Source organism: Bradyrhizobium sp. UFLA03-84 (genome assembly GCF_002289535.1).
Taxonomy (GTDB): domain Bacteria; phylum Pseudomonadota; class Alphaproteobacteria; order Rhizobiales; family Xanthobacteraceae; genus Bradyrhizobium; species Bradyrhizobium viridifuturi.
The window spans coordinates 646,973-664,124 of the sequence record NZ_NSJY01000013.1 but is presented as its reverse complement, the minus strand read 5'-3'; the positions used below and the strand labels follow the sequence as shown (position 1 = coordinate 664,124).

Sequence of the window (17,152 nt, the reverse complement as noted above, 5' to 3'; positions counted from 1 at the left end):
CGCGTCATCAAGTCAGTTAAAGCGATCCCGTGATGCGAACTCGCTGCACCTCTCCCGCTTGCGGGGGAGGTCGGATCGCATCGAAAGATGCGATCCGGGTGGAGGCTCTATCCGCAATGTGACTCGCGGAGAGAGCCCCCACCCCAACCCTCCCCCGCAAGCAGGAGAGGGGGCGCAGTTCCTCTGGGGCTGCGGATCGACTTCAATTCATGGGTGCGTCACGCCACCGTCCCGCCGTCGACCGGCATCGCGATGCCGGTGACGAAGGAGGCCTTGTCCGACAGCAGGAACACCGCGACCTCCGCGATCTCCTCGGGGCGCGCCGCGCGGCCCATCGGATTGCGGGTGACCGCGGCCTTGATCAGTTCCTCCGGATCGGCCTCGTTGTGGCCAGGCTGGTCGGGCCGGTTGACGAACACCCGCAGCATCGGCGTGTCGATCGCGCCGGGGCAGATCGCATTGACGCGCACGCCGTCCTTGGCGTGGCGCTTGGCGAGCGCCCGCGCAAGACCAATGACGCCCGCCTTGGCCGCCGAATAGGTCGGGCTCCAGGGCGAGCCGACCAGGCCCGAGGTCGATGCGGTGAACAGGATGCTGCCCTTGCGCCGCGCCGTCATCTGGGCGAGCGCCGCATTGGTGGTGATCAGCTGCGAGCGCAGATTGAGATCGACGCTGAGATCCCAGCCTTCCAGATCGTCGATCACCGACGGCCCGGGAATGCCGAGATGATTCCACACGCAGTCGAGCGCACCGAACTCTTTGACGGTCGCCGTGACGATGTCGCGCGAAAACTTGTCGTCGCGCAAATCGCCGGTCAGCGCCAGTGCGCGCCCGCCGCCCTTTTTGATCTCGTCGACCACCGCCTTCGCGCCGGCCTCGTTCTGGTCGACGACCGCAACCGCCGCGCCCTCGCGCGCGAGGATGAGCGCGCCGACGCGGCCGGCGCCCGATGCCGCGGCGGTGACGAGTGCGATTTTGCCCTGCATGTCCATGTTTCGATCCTGATTGTGCCCGTGAGCCCGAGCCTTCTTGGTGCAGATTGGTTGAATCAGGACCGCGGCGCCGCAGTCTTGCGCTGAAGCGCTAGCGGCCGCCGAACAGAACCGGGGACTGGCCGGGCAATAGCTGCGAATGAATGTCGCTGTCCATGCGCTCCGCCCCTTGCTGGGTGAAGCTCGCTCCGAACGACAGGCTGACATTCGAACTCGGGCGGAACTCGACGCCTGCACGCGCCGAATAGCCGGCGTTGACGCCTTGATTGCCGCTGAACGGCGCCAGGGGTCCGCCCGCGCCGGGCGGATTGTATTTCAACGAGTCGAAGCCGGCGAAGAACGTTACGGGCGTATTGCCGACGCCCTTGAAATTGTAGCCCACCTGCGCGCCCTGATATTCGAGCCCACCGAATGCCGCCGATTGGCCGAGCCCGTTCCAGCCGACACGGCCGCCTTCGCCGCCGACGAACCAGCCGTCCGGCCGGCCGTTCAGATACGAGAAGTCGCCGCCCTGCGCAGCGGTGGCGTCAAAGCTCGGAAAATTGCCGTAGGTGTCCGCCTTCTGGCCATCGGCCAGGCTGCCGCCGAAGCCGAACAGCGAGCCCGGGGTCCAGTAGCGCACCGGGCCAGCCTGGGCATGGGCCTGCTGAGCGCCGAGGCAGAGCACTGCTGCAACGATTGCGAGACCGGTTTTGCTTGCGAAAATCGACATTCGGGAGACCGTCACCTGTACCACCGAACTATACGCCCCGGAGGCCGGCAATGCCAGCGCCGCGCTTCGGCGCGACCGCTGCGCCTCTTGCCAACAGCGCGGCCACCCCTTATGTACTCGCCTCCTTTTGTAGAGCGAGCGACCCAGGTTTCCAACATGCGGCAGTCACAGCGAGCAGCAGTGCTGATGACGGGAGGGCTAATGCCCTCGTCCGCCGCTATTCCGTTTTGGACCTGACCCAACGTCACACCTGACATGTGAGGCAGCCCGGAGCGGAAGCGGCTCCGGGCGCCGAACGAGCTCTCGCGGTGCCTCGAGTCGAGCAAACCAGCACGGGAGCTCGAACACCACAGGTGTCCCATGGCCAAAGAGAAGTTCATCCGCCTCAAGCCCAACTGCAATGTTGGCACGATCGGCCACGTGGATCATGGCAAGACGACGCTGACGGCGGCGATGACGAAGGTTTCAGCCGATCACGGCTGGGGCGCGTTCGTCTCCTATCAGGACGTTGCCAAGGCGTCGGCCGCGCAAGGTACGCGTGACGATACCAAGATCCTGACGATTGCGACGAGCCACGTCGAGTTCTCGACGGCGGCGCGACACTACTCGCACGTCGACTGCCCGGGCCACGCCGATTATGTGAAGAACATGATCACCGGCGCGGCACAGATGGACGGCGCGATCCTGGTCGTCTCCGCGGTCGACGGGCCGATGCCGCAGACGCGCGAGCATATCCTGCTCGCACGCCAGATCGGCGTGCCGCGCATCGTCGTGTTCTTGAACAAATGCGACGTCGCGGACGATCCGGAGCTCGTCGATCTCGTCGAGATCGAGGTGCGCGATCTGTTGTCGAAGTACCAGTACGACGGCGACAACGCACCGGTCGTGCGCGGTGCCGCGATGCAGGCGCTGCGCGGCGAGCGCGGTCCGTTGGCGGATCAGGCGATCCTCAAACTGTTCGAGGCGCTCGACAGCTATATCGAGCTGCCCGAGCGGCCGAACGATCGTCCGTTCCTGATGCCGATCGAGGGCGTGCAGTCGATCGCCGGACGCGGCACGGTCGTGACCGGGCTCGTCGAGCGTGGCATCGTCAAGCTTGGCGACGAGGTCGAGATCGTCGGTCTCGGCGAGACGCGCAAGTCGATCGTGACCAGCATCGAGAGCTACCGCAAGGTCCTCGATCAGGGGCAGGCCGGCGACAATGTCGGCTGCCTGCTGCGCGGGATCGACAAGGCCACGGTGCAGCGGGGTCAGGTGCTGTCGCATCCGGGCGGCGCTTCGCCGCACAAGACCTTCCGCGCGGAGGTGTACGTGCTGACAAAGGACGAAGGCGGGCGGCATACACCCTTCTTCGCCAATTATCGTCCGCAGTTCTACTTCCGGACTGCCGATGTCACCGGCACCGTCCAGCTCGCCAATGGCGCCGAGATGGTGATGCCGGGCGACAGCGCGGAGTTCACGATCGAACTCAACAAGCCGATCGCGCTCGAGGCGCGCTCGCGCTTCGCGATCCGTGAAGGCAACCGCACCGTCGGTGCGGGTGTCGTGACCGAAATCGTGGAGTGACGGATGGGGGCCCGGCGCAAGCCGGGCCCCCATTTGCCATCGCGATGTTGCAGATTCGTCCGATCGCCTGGAAATTGATCGCATTGCCCAGCAATGCGGATTGACAGGCCGGCGCGTTTTGGAAAATGTGCGGCACCGCGTCGCATGCGCCGTCCGTCTTGTGACCCCGACGCGGAATGGCGTCGTCATGAAGTGGTTTCGTTCGAACATCAGGCACGGGGCTCGGCTGGCGCTGTTGGCGCTGTCGATCCAGTTCGTGCTGTCGTTCGGGCATTTTCATGCCATCGCGCCGGCACAGGCGGCGACCAACGCGTCGTTGCTGCGGTCGCATGCGTCGATCGAAGCCGTCGCCGCCTCGCTCGCGGTGCATGTCGAGAACGCCTCGCGCGACGCGCCGCGTTCGAACCCCGATTCCGATCAGGCCGCGGACCTCTGCGCGATCTGCGCCGTCGTCGCGATGGTCAACTCGGCAGTGCCGGCACCGGCGCTGCCTCCCTTGCAGCTGCCGGATGCCGCAGCGCTGCTCTCCTGGCACATCGACACTTATGCGGCTCCGCTCGACATCGGCCGGCTGCATCATCAGCCGCGCGCGCCACCGATCTCCTGACATCCCGGCACGACTGAACCTCGAACGCGGCCGTTAGCTCGGCTGCCGTTTGATCGATGTGAATCAGGCCGTCGCGCAGCGACGGCGGGCTCGACCGCGCCTTCCTCGGAAGGATCCGGATCGCAGCCTGACGAGATCGGCAACCAACATGTCAGGAAATATCAGACGACGCGCCGCCGGTGCGGCCTCACTCTTGTTTTGCGGGATGAACGGCACCGCGTTCGCGCAGACGACGGCGCCGACCACCGAACTTCCCGATATCACGGTGACGGCGCCGAAGAGCCACCCCACGCCCTCGGGGCCGAAAAAGCCGAGGACGCGCGTTGCGGCCGGAGGCGGTCACCGCGCGCGCAGAACCGGCGCGGTAGCGGCCACGTCCGAATCTCCCGAGCAGACGCAGGCGCAAGCCGTCGCAAGTCAGAACACGCGGCTCGACCAGGCCCGCGCCGCGCTGCTCGCACCGACCGGCGCCAACAGCTACCAGATGAGCCAGCAGTTCCTTCAGTCGCTGCCCCAGGGAACCAACACCACGCTGGACAAGGCGCTGCTGCAGGCGCCCGGCGTCTCGCAGGACTCGGCCGCCAGCGGCGAACTACATGTGCGCAACGAGCACGCCAACCTGCAATACCGCATCAACGGGATCATGCTGCCGGACGGCGTCGGCGCCTTCGGCCAGATCATCGATACCGGCATCGTCGGCAGCATGGCGCTGATCACCGGCGCGCTGCCCGCGCAATACGGCCTGCGCACCGCCGGCGTGCTCGACATCCAGACCAAGACCGATGCCTTCAACAATTCCGGCAGCATCAGCGTCTATGGCGGCAGCCATGGCAACTTCACCACCAGCGTCGACTATGGCGGCGCGGTCGGACAGACCCAGTACTACATCTCTGGCCGCTATTTCGGCAGCGATGTCGGCATCGAGAATCCGACACCGGCCTACAATGCAATCCACGACCGGACCGATCAGGAGAAGGGCTTTGCCTATGTCTCGACGGCGATCGATCCGACCAGCCGGCTGACCTATATCGGCGGCGTCTCCAACGGCGCCTACCAGATCCCGAACAATCCCGGCCAGCCGCCGGCCTTCACCGCCTACGGCGTCTCCAATTTCGATTCCGCGCTGCTCAACGAGCGGCAGCGTGAGTTCAACCAGTTCAACGTCGTGGCCTATCAGAAGTCGGGCGATGGGTTCGACTACCAGATCGCCTATTTCAACCGCTACAGCCAACTGCACTTCATACCGGACCCGATCGGCGATCTCGTGTTCAACGGCGTGGCTTCGGATGTCTACCGCCAGAGCTTCATCAACGGCATCCAGGAGGACACGTCCTACCGGCTCGGCTTCGCGCACACGCTGAAGTTCGGCATGGCCGTCAGCGCCGAGCGCTCGCTGGTCAACAACGGCTCGACCGTGCTGCCGCTCGACGACGCCGGCAATCCGATCGACGCGCCGCTCTCGGTGTTCGATTCCAGCGCCAAGACCGGATATCTGTTCTCCACCTACATCGCCGACGAATGGAAGATCACCAACCAGCTCACGCTCAACGCCGGCCTGCGCTTCGATCAGATGTGGCAATATGTCGACGCCAATCAGCTGAGCCCGCGGATCAGCCTGACATGGAAGCCCACCGACGGCACCACCTTCCACGCAGGCTATGCCCGCAACTTCACGCCGCCCGAGCAGGTGCTGGCAGCCCCGACCAACCTCTCGCTGGTACAGAACACGACGGCCCAGCCGGGGGTCACCGCCAATGATCCCGTGCTGCCGGAGCGCTCGCACGTGTTCGACGTCGGCGTCACGCAGAAGGTCTATGCGATCCCCGGGCTCGAGGTCGGCATGGACGCCTACTACAAGATCGCGACCGACCTGCTCGACGACGGCCAGTTCGGCCAGGCCTATGTGCTGACCGCCTTCAACTATGCGAAAGGCACCAATGAGGGCGTCGAGCTGAAAGCGACCTACGACCACGACAATCTGCATCTCTACGGCAATGTCGCGATCGCAAGACAGGTCGCCACCAACGTGGTGTCGAACCAGTATCTGTTCGATCCGGACGAGCTGGCCTACATCGCCAACAACTACGTCAACACCGACCATGCCCAGACGCTGACCGCATCGGTCGGCGGCTGGTATCAATGGCGCGACACCAAGTTCAGCGCGTCGCTGATCTATGGTTCAGGCCTGCGCGACGGCTTTGCCAACACCGGCACGGTGCCCCCCTACACCCAGGTCAATCTCGGCGTCTCGCACGACTTCAACATCGTCGCGCCGAACAAGCCCACCACGCTGCGCCTCGACGTCGTCAATCTGTTCGACACCGTCTACCAGATCCGCGACGGCTCCGGCATCGGCGTATTCGCCCCCCAATACGGTCCGCGCCGCGGCGTCTATGCCGGCATCACGCAGAAGTTCTGATGCGGCCAAGGCTCCAAGGCTCGCCGCCGGCCCCTTGCGTTCGGGCGGCCCGGCTTGCGCTGCCGATTCAGGGGCAGATGGCGGCCTGGACGCGGAGCACTTAAAGTATTGCTCCGAGATCAATCTTTCTATTGTACCGAGCAATGTATCTAACCATATCTAGGTAGATCGAACGCATTGCACCGGGTAAGCCCGGTGCAAACTGAATGGAGACAACTGAAATGGAGATCAATTATCTCGATACGTTCCTGGCATTCCTCGGAATGACCTTCGGACTGGTCTCGGTTGCGCCCGGCCTGTTTTTCCAGCCCAAGGCCGATGTGAAGCGCGCGACGAAGCAGGTCCGCGCCGCCAACGGCAGGCGATGAGGCGCCACCGCCTTGACGTCGGCATCACGCCGAAGCTCTAGCCCGCGACAAGCAGCTTCTCCTTCAACAGCGCCGTCAGCCAATCGGCAAACACCTGCAGCCGTCGCGACAGATGCTGGCGGTGCGGATAGAGCAAGGTCATCGGCATCGGCATGGCACGGTGCTGCGGCATCACCTCGACGAGGTCTCCGGCATCGAGATGCCGCTTCACGTCGTAGGCGGGAATCTGGATCAGGCCGAGCCCGGCGAGGCAGCAGGCGATATAGGCCTCGGCGCTGTTGACGGTGACGCGACCGCGCATGGCGATGGTGCGCGCCGCGCCCTGCTCATGCCATTCCCACTCCTCGATGCGGCCGGTCGACGGCGAGGCGTAGTTGACCGCCCAGTGCGTGCCGAGATCGTCCGGCGTCTGCGGCGTGCCGTGGCGCGCGAGATATTCTGCGCTCGCGACGTTGATCAGCGTGAGGTTGCCGAGCGGCCGCGCGATCAGACCGGAATCGCCGAGCGGGCCGACGCGCACGACGCAATCCGCGGAGTCCTCGATCAGGTTGATGGCGCGGTCGGTGACGCCGAGATCGATGTCGATCTGCGGATAGCGATCGAGGAAGGCCGGCAGCGCCGGCGCGATGATCAGGCGTCCGATCCGCCCGGGCACGCCTACCCTGAGCCGGCCCGACGGTTCGGCGGCGGTCTGGCGGAACAGGGTCTCGGCTTCCTCGACATCGGCAACGACGCGCAGGCACCGCTCGTAGAATGCCGCGCCATCATGCGTCGGCGACACTTTCCGTGTCGTGCGATGCAGCAGCCGGGCGCCGACGCGCTGCTCCAGCTCCGCGACGGCTGACGAGACCGACGAGCGCGGCAGCCCGAGCGTGTCGGCCGCCCGGGTAAAGCTCGCGCACTCGACGACGCGGAGGAAGACGCGGAAGAGGTCGATGCGGTCCAAGATCGCGCCCCGATTGTTCGCCATTCCTGACAAGTGACGTCAGAATGCACAGCTTTATCGGCAAATCCTAGACGATATCGTTGTCTCCAGAAAGCCGCCGCAGCGCGCGGCCGCACGATCTGGAGAAGCGACGCCATGACCGACCACCGCATCAAGGACAAGACCGTCATCATCGCCGGCGGCGCCAAGAATCTCGGCGGCCTGATCGCACGCGATCTCGCGGCCCACGGCGCGAAGGCGATCGCGATCCATTACAACAGCGCCGCAACCAAGGCCTATGCCGACGCGACCGTCGCTGCGATCAAGGCTGCCGGCGCCAACGCGGTCGCCTTGCAGGCCAACCTCACGACATCGGGCGCGATAGAGAAGCTGTTCGCTGATGCCGTCGGCGCGATCGGCCGTCCCGACATCGCGATCAACACCGTCGGCAAGGTCTTGAAGAAGCCGATGGTCGAGATCACGGAGGCGGAGTACGACGCGATGAGCGCGGTCAATGCCAAGTCCGCGTTCTTCTTCCTCAAGGAAGCCGGCCGTCACGTCAACGACAACGGCAAGATCTGCACGCTGGTGACGTCGCTGCTCGGCGCCTACACGCCGTTCTATGCCGCCTATGCCGGCACCAAGGCGCCGGTCGAGCATTTCACGCGCGCGGCATCGAAGGAGTTCGGCGCCCGCGGCATCTCGGTCACCGCCATCGGCCCGGGCCCGATGGACACGCCGTTCTTCTATCCGGCCGAAGGCGCAGACGCAGTCGCCTATCACAAATCGGCTGCTGCGCTGTCCGGCTTCTCGAAAACCGGCCTCACCGACATCAAAGATATCGTGCCCTGGATTCGTCTGCTGGTGTCGGAGGGCTGGTGGATGACCGGCCAGACCATCCTCGTCAACGGCGGCTACACGACGAAGTGACAATGGCGGATTGGAGCTGGCGTGAGCGTCCGCCCTTCCGTCCGAGTTGCGAGAGCGCGAAGTGTGTCGACACCACTGCTGTCATCGCCCGGCTTGACCGGGCGATCCAGTACGCCGCGGCCTCTCAGCTCAAGCACTACAGCCTCTGGAATACTGGATCACCCGCTTTCGCGGGTGATGACACCGACACCGAACACACCGCCGCGACATTGCGCCGCGAAACTCGTTGCGGCGCAACAATCAAAATGAGACTGCCCGTTAAGCCACACCGCCGCGACGACATCCGCGCCGCGCCTCCCTTCGGCTAGCTTTGCCGGCAACAACCGGACGCCCATCAGCCTTCTCGCCACGTGGACGCCGGCGACAACACAGAGGGAGGAGAGCGATGTTGAAAAGCAGTTTGGGACTGATTGCGTTGAGCAGCCTGTTGCTTTCGGGCACGGCGTTCGCTCAGGAAAAGATCAAGGTCGGCGTCACTGCAACGTTGGAGGGCACCTATACGGTGCTCGGCGAAGACGGCATGCGCGGCCACCAGACGGCGCTCAACGTGCTCGGCAAGAAAGTCGGCGACAAGGAACTCGAATTCATCGTCGCCTCGACCGACGCGACGCCGGACTCCGCGGTGCGCGCAGTGCGCAAGCTGATCGAGCAGGACAAGGTGCAGATCCTGCTGTCGCCGCTGTCCGGCGACGAAGGCATCGCGGTGAAGAACTTTGCCAAGACCCATCCGGAGCTGACCTTCGTCAACGCCGCCTCCGGCGCGCAGGAGACGACCTATGTCGATCCGGCGCCGAACTTCTTCCGTTACAACATGGACGGCGCGCAGTGGCAGGTCGGCCTCGGCAAATACGCCTATGAGACCAAGGGCTATCGCAAGATCGCGACCGTCGGCGAGGATTACTCCTTCATCTACACCCAGGTGTTCGGCCTGGTGCTGGAATTCTGCGGCGCCGGCGGCCAGGTCACCAACCGGCAATGGGTGCCGCTCGGCACCAAGGACTTCGCCTCGGTGATCGCAGCACTTCCCGATGATGTCGATGCGATCTATCTCGGTCTCGGCGGCGCCGACGCTGTCAACTTCCTCAACCAGTATCAGCAGGCCGGCGGCAAAGCGCATCTGATGGGCGGCTCCATCATGATCGACCAGACCATCCTGTCGTCGAAGGGCAGCGCCAAGAATGCGCTGATCGGCACCATCGCCGCGAGCGGCCAGGCCGATACCTGGGAGGATCCGGGCTGGCAGAAATTCGTGAAGGCCTATCAGGACTCGTTCCCGGAGAACAAACGCTTCCCGAGCCCGTCGCTGCTCGCCACCAACTATTACGGCTCGACCATGGCGCTGATCCTGGCGCTGCGGCAGGTCAATGGCGACCTCTCCAACAACCAGGCCAAGCTCAAGGACGCGCTGGCGAAGATCGAGATCGACGCCCCGAACGGCAAGATCAAGCTCGACGCCAACCGCCAGGCGATCGGCACCAATTTCGTCACCGAGGTGGTCGATGACGGCAAGGGCGCGCTGTTCAGCAAGGTCGTGAAGGTGATCCCGAACGTCAACCAGACGCTGGGCTACGATCCGGCTGTGTTCGCCAAGATCGGCCTGCCGAGCCGCACGGTTCCGGAGTGCAAGAAGTACTGACGTATTTGTTGCAGGTGCGAGCAAGCCAGCCGTGACGAAGGCGCGCGGTTGCATCGAAAGCCCTGCTCGCCCTTGCTTTCCGCGGGCGGATGATGAACGCTTGTCGAAAAGACAAGAACATCCCGCGGGAGGGGAGGCATGAGCAGGGCGCTTGCCGTCTTCCACGGCCGGTTCGGTCGCGCGACGGTCTATCAGCTGAACCGTCCCTTCAACGTGCATGCGCACCGCGAAGGGCACTTGATCTTTCATGTCGGCGGCACGCCGGCGCAGATCGACGTGTCGGAGCAGCGCCTGCTGCTCAAGGACGACACCGTGGTCGCGGTCAACCCGTGGGAACCGCATAATTTTTTGCCGACCGACATGGACCATGGCGCGATCTTCTTCGTGCTCTATGTCAATGCCGAATGGTTCGCGCCGCAGGGCGCCAATGCGCAGGCGATGCGGTTCGGCCGCACTTTCTTTCCGCGCACCGAGGCGCTCGACCGGCTGATCCGCCGCACCGCAGCACTGGTGTGCGGCGCGCCGTCGCTGCGCAGCCTCGATTGCGAGCTCAGGCAATTGATCGATTCCTGTTACGAGGAGAGCTGGCAGGCGGCCGAAGGCACACCTGCCGCTGCCGCGGTGACCGATTTCCGCGTCCGCAAATCGATCAAGCTGATGTCGGAAAGCCCCGGCGCCGAGATCGAGCTCGATGCGATCGCGCGCGAAGCGGGCCTGTCGCGGCCGCATTTCTACCGGTTGTTCCGCACCCAGACCGGCGTCACCCCCCACCTCTACATGAACACGCTGATCATGGAGCAGGCGTTGGATGCGCTGGTGGCGACTGAAGCGCCGATCGCCGATATCGGCTTCGACCTCGGCTTCTCCTCGCAGAGCGGCTTCACCCGCTTCTTCGCCGCCAATGTCGGTATGGCCCCGACCGACTATCGCCGCGCCGCCAAGGTGTTGCGGCCGTGAGCGAGTTCCGCACCGGACGATAAAAGATACTCTCGATCAAATCAGACGCTTTCGCCCTCGGTAGGATATTGGACACGCGGCCCGGCAGACGGTCGCGACCGACTGAGGGAACGCGACTGACATGGCCAGGTTCATCGAACGCCATCCGGTCTGGGCGCTGATCGTGATCATCGCGGTCGCGGTGCTGGCGTGGCTGGTGTTCGCGATCTGGCCGCCGGGGCTGGAGGCCGCGATCGGCCGCAAGCGCGTGTTCCTCAACGCCGTGCTGAACGGCATCACGCTCGGCGGGCTGTATTTCCTGGTGGCCAGCGGCTTCACGCTGATCTTCGGCCTGATGCGCAACGTCAACCTCGCGCACGGCTCGCTCTATCTGTTCGGCGGCTATGTCGGCTATGCGGTCAGCACCTGGACCGGGTCGTGGATCCTGAGCTTCATCGTCGCCTTCGTCGCGGTGGCCCTGGTGGGCGTGATCCTGCAGCTCGTCGTGTTCCGCCGCATGGAGGGCCAGGACCTCCGGCAGACCATGGTGACGATCGGGCTCTCGATCGTGTTCGCCGACCTGATGCTCTGGGTGTTCGGCGGCGACTTCTACCAGGTGCAGACCCCGACCTGGCTGATCGGCCCGGTGCAGCTGCCGCTGCTGACCGCGATCAAATCATCCGGCGAGCCGGTCTATCTGCAATATCCGCTGGTGCGGCTGGTGATCTTCGCCGCCTCGGTCGTGATCGGAATCGCGATGTGGCTGGCGCTGAACCGGACCCGGATCGGCATGATCGTGCGCGCCGGCGTCGACGACCGCGACATCCTGGCTGCGACCGGGGTGCGGATTCAGCTCGTGTTCGTGCTGGTGTTCGCGCTTGGCGCCGGCCTCGCCGGCATCGCCGGTGTGGTCGGCGGCACCTTCCAGTCGCTGTCGCCCGGCGAGGATACCCGCTTCTTGCTCGCCTCCCTGGTCGTCGTGATCGTCGGCGGCATGGGCTCGATACCGGGCGCCGCGCTCGGCGCCGTCATCATCGGCCTCGCCGAGCAGCTCGGCTCGGTCTACATCCCGACCTACGCCATCGTCGTCACTTTCCTGATCATGGTGCTGGTGCTGGCGCTGCGGCCGCAGGGCCTGCTCGCGAGGCGATGAGATGTCGTTGCTGCAGAGCACCCAGTTCCGCCCCGACCCATCGACTTCGACGACACGCCGCGCCTTGCTCCGCGCGTGGCCGGAATTCCAGAATCCCGTGGCCTGGCTGGTCGCGCTGATCCTCGTGATCATGCCGCTGATCGCCAACAGCTTCTTCCTGATCGAGATCTTCGCCACCACGCTGATCCTCGGCATCATCGCGCTCAGCCTGATGTTCCTCGCCGGCTATGGCGGCATGGTCAGCCTGATGCAGCTCACCATCGCGGGCTTCGCCGGCTACATGGTCGCGGTGTTCGGCATGAGCGGCAACGCCAATATCAGCCTCGGTTGGCCGTGGTGGCTGGCAACCCCGATGGCGCTGGCGCTGGCGACGCTGTTCGGCACGCTCGGCGGCGCGCTCGCGGTGCGCACCGAAGGCATCTACACCATCATGATCACGCTCGCGATCGGCGCGGCGTTCTACTACTTCACCAACCAGAACTGGGCGATCTTCAACGGTCACACCGGCATCAACACCGTCGCGACGCCGCATTTCTGGGGCGTCGACTGGCGCAGCGACATCGCCTTCTACTATGTGACGCTCGGCGTCGCCGCGATCTGCTACTTCGCGGTCCAGTACATCTCGCGCGCGCCGTTCGGGCTGGCATTGCAGGGCGTGCGCGACAACTCCCGCCGCATGGCGGCGCTCGGCTTCAATCCGAATGCGCACCGCATCGCGGCCTACGCCTTCGCCGCCTTCATTGCGGCGCTCGGCGGCGTGCTGCAGGTCTGGAACTACCGGCAGATTTCGCCCGGCTCGGTCAGCGTCGGTGCCTGCATCGACGTGCTGATCATCGCCGTGGTCGGCGGCATCACGCGGCCGATCGGCCCGTTCGTCGGCGCGCTGATCTTCGTCCTGCTGCGCACCTTCGCGCTCGACGTGCTGATCAAGCTCGGGCTCGACGGCAATCGCTTCCGGCTCTTGATCGGGCTCGGCTTCCTCGCCATCGTGTTCTGGTCATCCGACGGCGTGATCGGGTTGTGGGAACGCTGGCGGCGCCGCAACACGTCATCGACGCAACGTTCCGGCGGAGGCCGCCATGGATAGCGTCGCGCAGCGCCTGTCCGTGGTCGGCGCCGGCGCGGCGCTGGAGCTGCGCGGCGTGACCCGGCTGTTCGGCGCGCTCGCAGCGCTGACCGACGTCACCATCACCGTGCGTCCCGGTGAACGCCGCGCGATTCTCGGCTCCAACGGCGCCGGCAAGACCACGCTGTTCAACTGCATCACCGGCGACTTCCCGCCCTCCTCCGGCACGATCCGCTTCTTCGGCGAGGACATCACCCAGTTCCCGCCCTATGAACGCATTCGCCGAGGCTTGCGCCGCACCTACCAGATCTCGGCGCTGTTCCCCGGCCTCACCGTGCAGGACAACGTCTACCTCGCGTGTCGCGGCGTCTCGCGCGGCCGCTTCTCGTTTCTGCGCCCCGGGCAGAACGACGCGCTGATGCACGCGACCGAAACGCTGGTACAGGCGGTGCACTTGGCCAGCGTGAAAGACCAGCGCGTCGCCGAGCTGGCGCATGGCCAGCAGCGCCAGCTCGAGATCGCGCTCGCGCTGGCCGGCGCGCCGCGCTTCATCCTGTTCGACGAGCCCGCGGCGGGACTATCGCCGACCGAGCGGCGCGAGCTGATCGAGATCCTGACCTCACTGCCGGCGCACATCGGCTACATCATCATCGAGCACGACATGGACGTCGCGCTGCGCGTCGTCGAAAGCGTGACGATGATGCACAACGGCCGCATCTTCAAGGAAGGCCTGCCGCGCGAGATCGAATCCGATCCCGAGGTGCAGGAGCTTTACCTCGGAGGCGGCCATGAATGACCGCCGCGCCGCGCCCGCACTCGAGGTGAAGGCCCTCGACGTCTATTACGGCCATTCCCACGCGCTGCAGGGCGTCGATCTCACGCTCGATAGCGGCGTGTTCTCGGTGGTCGGCCGCAACGGCATGGGCAAGACCACGCTGTGCAAGGCGATCATGGGGCTGGTCCGCGCCAGCGGCGGCTCTATCCGGATCGGCGGCGAGGAGGTCACGCGGCTGAATCCGGCGCGGATCGCCCGGCTCGGCGTCGGCTATGTGCCGCAGGGCCGGCGGCTGTGGCGCTCGCTGACCGTCGACGAACACCTAGCGCTCGCCGGCGGCCTACGCCGCGGCGCCTGGACCATCGAGCGCATCTACGACACCTTCCCGCGCCTTGCCGAGCGCAAGAACAATGGCGGCAACCAGCTTTCCGGCGGCGAGCAACAGATGCTCGCGATCTCGCGCGCCCTGCTGACCAATCCGCATCTCTTGATCATGGACGAGCCGACCGAGGGCCTTGCGCCGGTGATCGTCGCCCAGGTCGAAGACATGCTGCTGCGCCTCGGCGATGAAGGCGACATCTCCGTCCTGGTCATCGAACAGAACATCGGCGTGGCGACGGCGGTGTCCCGCAACGTCGCCATCATGGTCAATGGCCGGATCAACCGCATCATCGACTCCGCCCGCCTCGCCACCGACCGCGAGTTGCAACAGCGGTTGCTCGGCGTCGGCACCCACGGCATGGATGAGACCGACGCCGGAGCGGCTCCAGCGAAGGTCGAAGCTGCCGCCACGACGCAACCGGAACGCAAAGGGCCGCTCCGCATCTATGTTTCCAATCCGGTGCTGCCGACACGCTGGTCGCAGCCGGTACCGATCGCGCGCATCGAAGCCGCCGCGCGGACGCAGTCCACCGGCGTCACGCGGCTCGAGGAGGCCACCCGCCAGCGGCGCGAACCGACCGCATCCAGAACGTCGGGGCCGCCCGTCGTGCTGGTGGTCGGCACGCTCGACACCAAGGGCGCCGAGCTGCGCTTCATCCGCGATATCATCGCGGGCAGCGGCCTGCGCACCCGGCTGGTCGACGTCTCGACCAGCGGCAAGGCGGCGAGCTGCGACGTCACCGCACAGGAGATCGCGCTGAACCACGGCCGCGGCGGCGCGAGCGTGTTCGGCTCCGATCGCGGCGCCTCGGTGACGGCGATGGCGGAGGCATTCGAACGCTGGCTGCGGCGCCAGGGCAATGTCGCCGGGATCATTTCCGCGGGCGGCTCCGGCGGCGCGTCCCTGGTCGCGCCCGGCATGCGCGCACTGCCGGTCGGCGTGCCCAAGATCATCATCTCCTCGGTCGCCTCCGGCGACGTCGGCCCCTATGTCGGGCCCGCCGACATCACCATGATGTACTCCGTGACCGACGTGCAGGGCCTCAACTCGATCTCCCGCTCCGTGCTCGGCAACGGCGCCCATGCGCTGGTCGGCATGGTCAAGGCCCGGCTCGACGACCAAGCCGACAAGCAACGGGAGACGAACGCCAGCCTGCCCGCAATCGGCATCACCATGTTCGGCGTCACCACGCCGGCGGTGCAGAAGATCGCGGCCGACCTGCGCGAGGATTTCGAGTGCCTCGTGTTCCACGCCACCGGCGTCGGCGGCCGCTCGATGGAGAAGCTCGCCGAATCCGGTCAGCTTGCCGGCGTCATTGACCTCACCACGACCGAAGTGTGCGACCTCCTGATGGGCGGCGTGTTCCCGGCGACCGAGGATCGCTTCGGCGCCATCATCCGCAGCCGCGTGCCCTATGTCGGCTCGGTCGGCGCACTGGACATGGTGAACTTCGGCGCGCCCGACACCATCCCGGAGCGCTACCGGCAGCGCAAATTCCACGTCCACAATCCGCAGGTCACCCTGATGCGGACCACGCCGGAAGAGAACGAGCGGATGGGCCGCTGGATCGGCGAGCGCCTCAACCAGATGGACGGGCCGGTGCGCTTCTTCCTGCCCGAAGGCGGCGTCTCTGCGCTCGATGCGCCGGGCCAGCCGTTCTGGGACCCGGATGCCGATGCGGCGTTGTTCCGCGCGCTGGAGCGCACCGTGCGCCAGACCGGCAACCGGCAGATCATCCGTATCAAGCGCAACATCAACGATCCCGAGTTCACCGCCGCCATCGTCAGCGCGTTTCGTCCGCTGCTCGGACGCGCCGGTGGCCGGCGAAGAGTGGCGAGGTGACCCATGCCCAGGTTTGAACGCGCGGCACTGTTGAAGAAGTTTCACGCCATGATCGCCCGCGGCGAGCCGATCGTCGGCGGCGGCGCCGGCACTGGCCTCTCGGCAAAATGCGAGGAGGCCGGCGGTGTCGACCTGATCGTGATCTACAATTCCGGCCGCTACCGCATGGCCGGTCGCGGCTCGCTGGCCGGACTGATGCCGTATGGCGACGCCAACGCGATCGTCGTGGAGATGGCCGGTGAAGTATTGCCGGTCGTGACCAACACGCCGGTGCTCGCCGGCGTCAACGGCACCGATCCGTTCCGCGACATGGACGTGTTCCTCGACCAGCTGAAGGCGCTCGGCTTTGCCGGCGTGCAGAACTTCCCGACCGTCGGGCTGATCGACGGCACCTTCCGTGCCAATCTTGAAGAAACCGGCATGTCCTACGCGCTCGAGATCGACATGATCGCGAAGGCGCATGACAAGAACATGTTGACCACGCCCTATGTGTTCAGCGAGCAGGAGGCGACCGCGATGGCGATCGCGGGCGCCGACATCATCGTCTGCCATATGGGCCTGACCACGGGCGGCACGATCGGCGCACAGACCGCGCCGAAGCTCGAAGACTGCCCTGCCCGCATCGAGGCCTGGGCCGAGGCCGCGCTCAGCGTCAATTCGAACATCATCGTGCTCGCGCATGGCGGTCCGATCGCGGATCCCGAAGACGCGGATTTCATCATGAAGAAGACCCGCAACTGCCACGGCTTCTACGGCGCCTCCTCGATGGAGCGTCTGCCGGTCGAGCGGGCGCTGACGGAACAGGTTCGTAAGTTCAAGGCGATCGGCGCACGCTAGGCGCCG

16 protein-coding genes are annotated in these 17,152 nt (G+C 65.6%); 13 read left to right on the top strand and 3 right to left on the bottom strand.

Annotated features, from left to right (window positions below; translation table 11 throughout):
- Window positions 1-218: 218 nt before the first annotated feature.
- Both CK489_RS17230 and CK489_RS17225 read right to left on the bottom strand, forming a co-directional pair.
- On the bottom strand, window positions 219-992 hold the full coding sequence (locus CK489_RS17230) for an SDR family NAD(P)-dependent oxidoreductase (protein WP_158226464.1): 774 nt from the start codon (window positions 990-992) through the stop codon (window positions 219-221).
- A 91-nt stretch (window positions 993-1,083) separates the two neighbouring features.
- A complete protein-coding gene (locus CK489_RS17225) occupies window positions 1,084-1,704 on the bottom strand; it encodes a hypothetical protein (RefSeq protein WP_095733073.1) in 621 nt (206 codons plus the stop codon).
- 360 nt (window positions 1,705-2,064) lie between these two features.
- On the opposite strand from CK489_RS17225, the gene tuf reads away from it, so the two are divergent.
- The 4 genes from tuf to CK489_RS41390 all read left to right on the top strand — a co-directional run bounded on the left by tuf (window position 2,065) and on the right by CK489_RS41390 (window position 6,664).
- Window positions 2,065-3,270, top strand: a complete 1,206-nt coding sequence (gene tuf / locus CK489_RS17220; RefSeq protein ID WP_095733072.1) for an elongation factor Tu — start codon at window positions 2,065-2,067, stop codon at window positions 3,268-3,270.
- 187 nt (window positions 3,271-3,457) lie between these two features.
- Window positions 3,458-3,877, top strand: a complete 420-nt coding sequence (locus tag CK489_RS41760) for a DUF2946 family protein (protein WP_063781806.1) — start codon at window positions 3,458-3,460, stop codon at window positions 3,875-3,877.
- 148 nt (window positions 3,878-4,025) lie between these two features.
- A complete protein-coding gene (locus CK489_RS17210) occupies window positions 4,026-6,296 on the top strand; it encodes a TonB-dependent receptor (protein ID WP_095733071.1) in 2,271 nt (756 codons plus the stop codon).
- A gap of 206 nt (window positions 6,297-6,502) precedes the next feature.
- The gene (locus tag CK489_RS41390) at window positions 6,503-6,664 is read left to right on the top strand and encodes a hypothetical protein (RefSeq protein ID WP_158226463.1); all 162 of its coding nucleotides are present in this window, start codon (window positions 6,503-6,505) and stop codon (window positions 6,662-6,664) included.
- A gap of 37 nt (window positions 6,665-6,701) precedes the next feature.
- Here the strand turns inward: CK489_RS41390 and CK489_RS17205 are convergent, their stop codons facing one another.
- Window positions 6,702-7,610, bottom strand: a complete 909-nt coding sequence (locus tag CK489_RS17205; RefSeq protein ID WP_095733674.1) for a LysR family transcriptional regulator — start codon at window positions 7,608-7,610, stop codon at window positions 6,702-6,704.
- 135 nt (window positions 7,611-7,745) lie between these two features.
- Here CK489_RS17205 and CK489_RS17200 point away from each other — a divergent pair, with 135 nt between their 5' ends.
- The 9 genes from CK489_RS17200 (at window position 7,746) to CK489_RS17160 (ending at window position 17,146) form a co-directional block, all read left to right on the top strand.
- The gene (locus tag CK489_RS17200) at window positions 7,746-8,519 is read left to right on the top strand and encodes an SDR family oxidoreductase (RefSeq protein WP_050627097.1); all 774 of its coding nucleotides are present in this window, start codon (window positions 7,746-7,748) and stop codon (window positions 8,517-8,519) included.
- Between the two features lie 2 nt (window positions 8,520-8,521).
- Window positions 8,522-8,827 carry a hypothetical protein gene (locus tag CK489_RS17195; protein WP_095733070.1) on the top strand — a complete coding sequence of 102 codons (306 nt, stop codon included), beginning with the start codon at window positions 8,522-8,524 and terminating at the stop codon, window positions 8,825-8,827.
- 77 nt (window positions 8,828-8,904) lie between these two features.
- Window positions 8,905-10,155, top strand: coding sequence for an ABC transporter substrate-binding protein (locus CK489_RS17190; protein ID WP_050627096.1), 1,251 nt, complete (start codon window positions 8,905-8,907; stop codon window positions 10,153-10,155).
- Between the two features lie 138 nt (window positions 10,156-10,293).
- The gene (locus CK489_RS17185) at window positions 10,294-11,112 is read left to right on the top strand and encodes a helix-turn-helix transcriptional regulator (protein WP_050627095.1); all 819 of its coding nucleotides are present in this window, start codon (window positions 10,294-10,296) and stop codon (window positions 11,110-11,112) included.
- A gap of 121 nt (window positions 11,113-11,233) precedes the next feature.
- Window positions 11,234-12,244 carry a branched-chain amino acid ABC transporter permease gene (locus tag CK489_RS17180; protein WP_095733069.1) on the top strand — a complete coding sequence of 337 codons (1,011 nt, stop codon included), beginning with the start codon at window positions 11,234-11,236 and terminating at the stop codon, window positions 12,242-12,244.
- A gap of 1 nt (window position 12,245) precedes the next feature.
- The gene (locus tag CK489_RS17175) at window positions 12,246-13,331 is read left to right on the top strand and encodes a branched-chain amino acid ABC transporter permease (RefSeq protein ID WP_095733068.1); all 1,086 of its coding nucleotides are present in this window, start codon (window positions 12,246-12,248) and stop codon (window positions 13,329-13,331) included.
- Window positions 13,324-14,106, top strand: a complete 783-nt coding sequence (locus CK489_RS17170; RefSeq protein WP_095733067.1) for an ABC transporter ATP-binding protein — start codon at window positions 13,324-13,326, stop codon at window positions 14,104-14,106. Before CK489_RS17175 ends, CK489_RS17170 begins: the two co-directional genes overlap by 8 nt.
- Window positions 14,099-16,309, top strand: coding sequence for an ABC transporter permease (locus CK489_RS17165; RefSeq protein ID WP_095733066.1), 2,211 nt, complete (start codon window positions 14,099-14,101; stop codon window positions 16,307-16,309). Before CK489_RS17170 ends, CK489_RS17165 begins: the two co-directional genes overlap by 8 nt.
- 3 nt (window positions 16,310-16,312) lie before the next feature.
- Window positions 16,313-17,146, top strand: coding sequence for a phosphoenolpyruvate hydrolase family protein (locus CK489_RS17160; protein WP_095733065.1), 834 nt, complete (start codon window positions 16,313-16,315; stop codon window positions 17,144-17,146).
- Window positions 17,147-17,152: the final 6 nt, after the last annotated feature.

Excerpts from the sequence above, each read along its gene's own strand:
- CK489_RS17210 (WP_095733071.1), top strand. The coding sequence starts at position 4,026 with ATGTCAGGAAATATCAGACGACGCGCCGCCGGTGCGGCCTCACTCTTG.
- CK489_RS17160 (WP_095733065.1), top strand. The coding sequence starts at position 16,313 with ATGCCCAGGTTTGAACGCGCGGCACTGTTGAAGAAGTTTCACGCCATG.
- CK489_RS17175 (WP_095733068.1), top strand. The coding sequence starts at position 12,246 with ATGTCGTTGCTGCAGAGCACCCAGTTCCGCCCCGACCCATCGACTTCG.
- tuf (WP_095733072.1), top strand. The coding sequence starts at position 2,065 with ATGGCCAAAGAGAAGTTCATCCGCCTCAAGCCCAACTGCAATGTTGGC.
- CK489_RS17230 (WP_158226464.1), bottom strand. The coding sequence starts at position 992 with ATGGACATGCAGGGCAAAATCGCACTCGTCACCGCCGCGGCATCGGGC.
- CK489_RS17225 (WP_095733073.1), bottom strand. The coding sequence starts at position 1,704 with ATGTCGATTTTCGCAAGCAAAACCGGTCTCGCAATCGTTGCAGCAGTG.
- CK489_RS17185 (WP_050627095.1), top strand. The coding sequence starts at position 10,294 with ATGAGCAGGGCGCTTGCCGTCTTCCACGGCCGGTTCGGTCGCGCGACG.
- CK489_RS17165 (WP_095733066.1), top strand. The coding sequence starts at position 14,099 with ATGAATGACCGCCGCGCCGCGCCCGCACTCGAGGTGAAGGCCCTCGAC.
- CK489_RS41390 (WP_158226463.1), top strand. The coding sequence starts at position 6,503 with ATGGAGACAACTGAAATGGAGATCAATTATCTCGATACGTTCCTGGCA.
- CK489_RS17190 (WP_050627096.1), top strand. The coding sequence starts at position 8,905 with ATGTTGAAAAGCAGTTTGGGACTGATTGCGTTGAGCAGCCTGTTGCTT.
- CK489_RS17180 (WP_095733069.1), top strand. The coding sequence starts at position 11,234 with ATGGCCAGGTTCATCGAACGCCATCCGGTCTGGGCGCTGATCGTGATC.
- CK489_RS17200 (WP_050627097.1), top strand. The coding sequence starts at position 7,746 with ATGACCGACCACCGCATCAAGGACAAGACCGTCATCATCGCCGGCGGC.
- CK489_RS17170 (WP_095733067.1), top strand. The coding sequence starts at position 13,324 with ATGGATAGCGTCGCGCAGCGCCTGTCCGTGGTCGGCGCCGGCGCGGCG.
- CK489_RS41760 (WP_063781806.1), top strand. The coding sequence starts at position 3,458 with ATGAAGTGGTTTCGTTCGAACATCAGGCACGGGGCTCGGCTGGCGCTG.
- CK489_RS17195 (WP_095733070.1), top strand. The coding sequence starts at position 8,522 with ATGGCGGATTGGAGCTGGCGTGAGCGTCCGCCCTTCCGTCCGAGTTGC.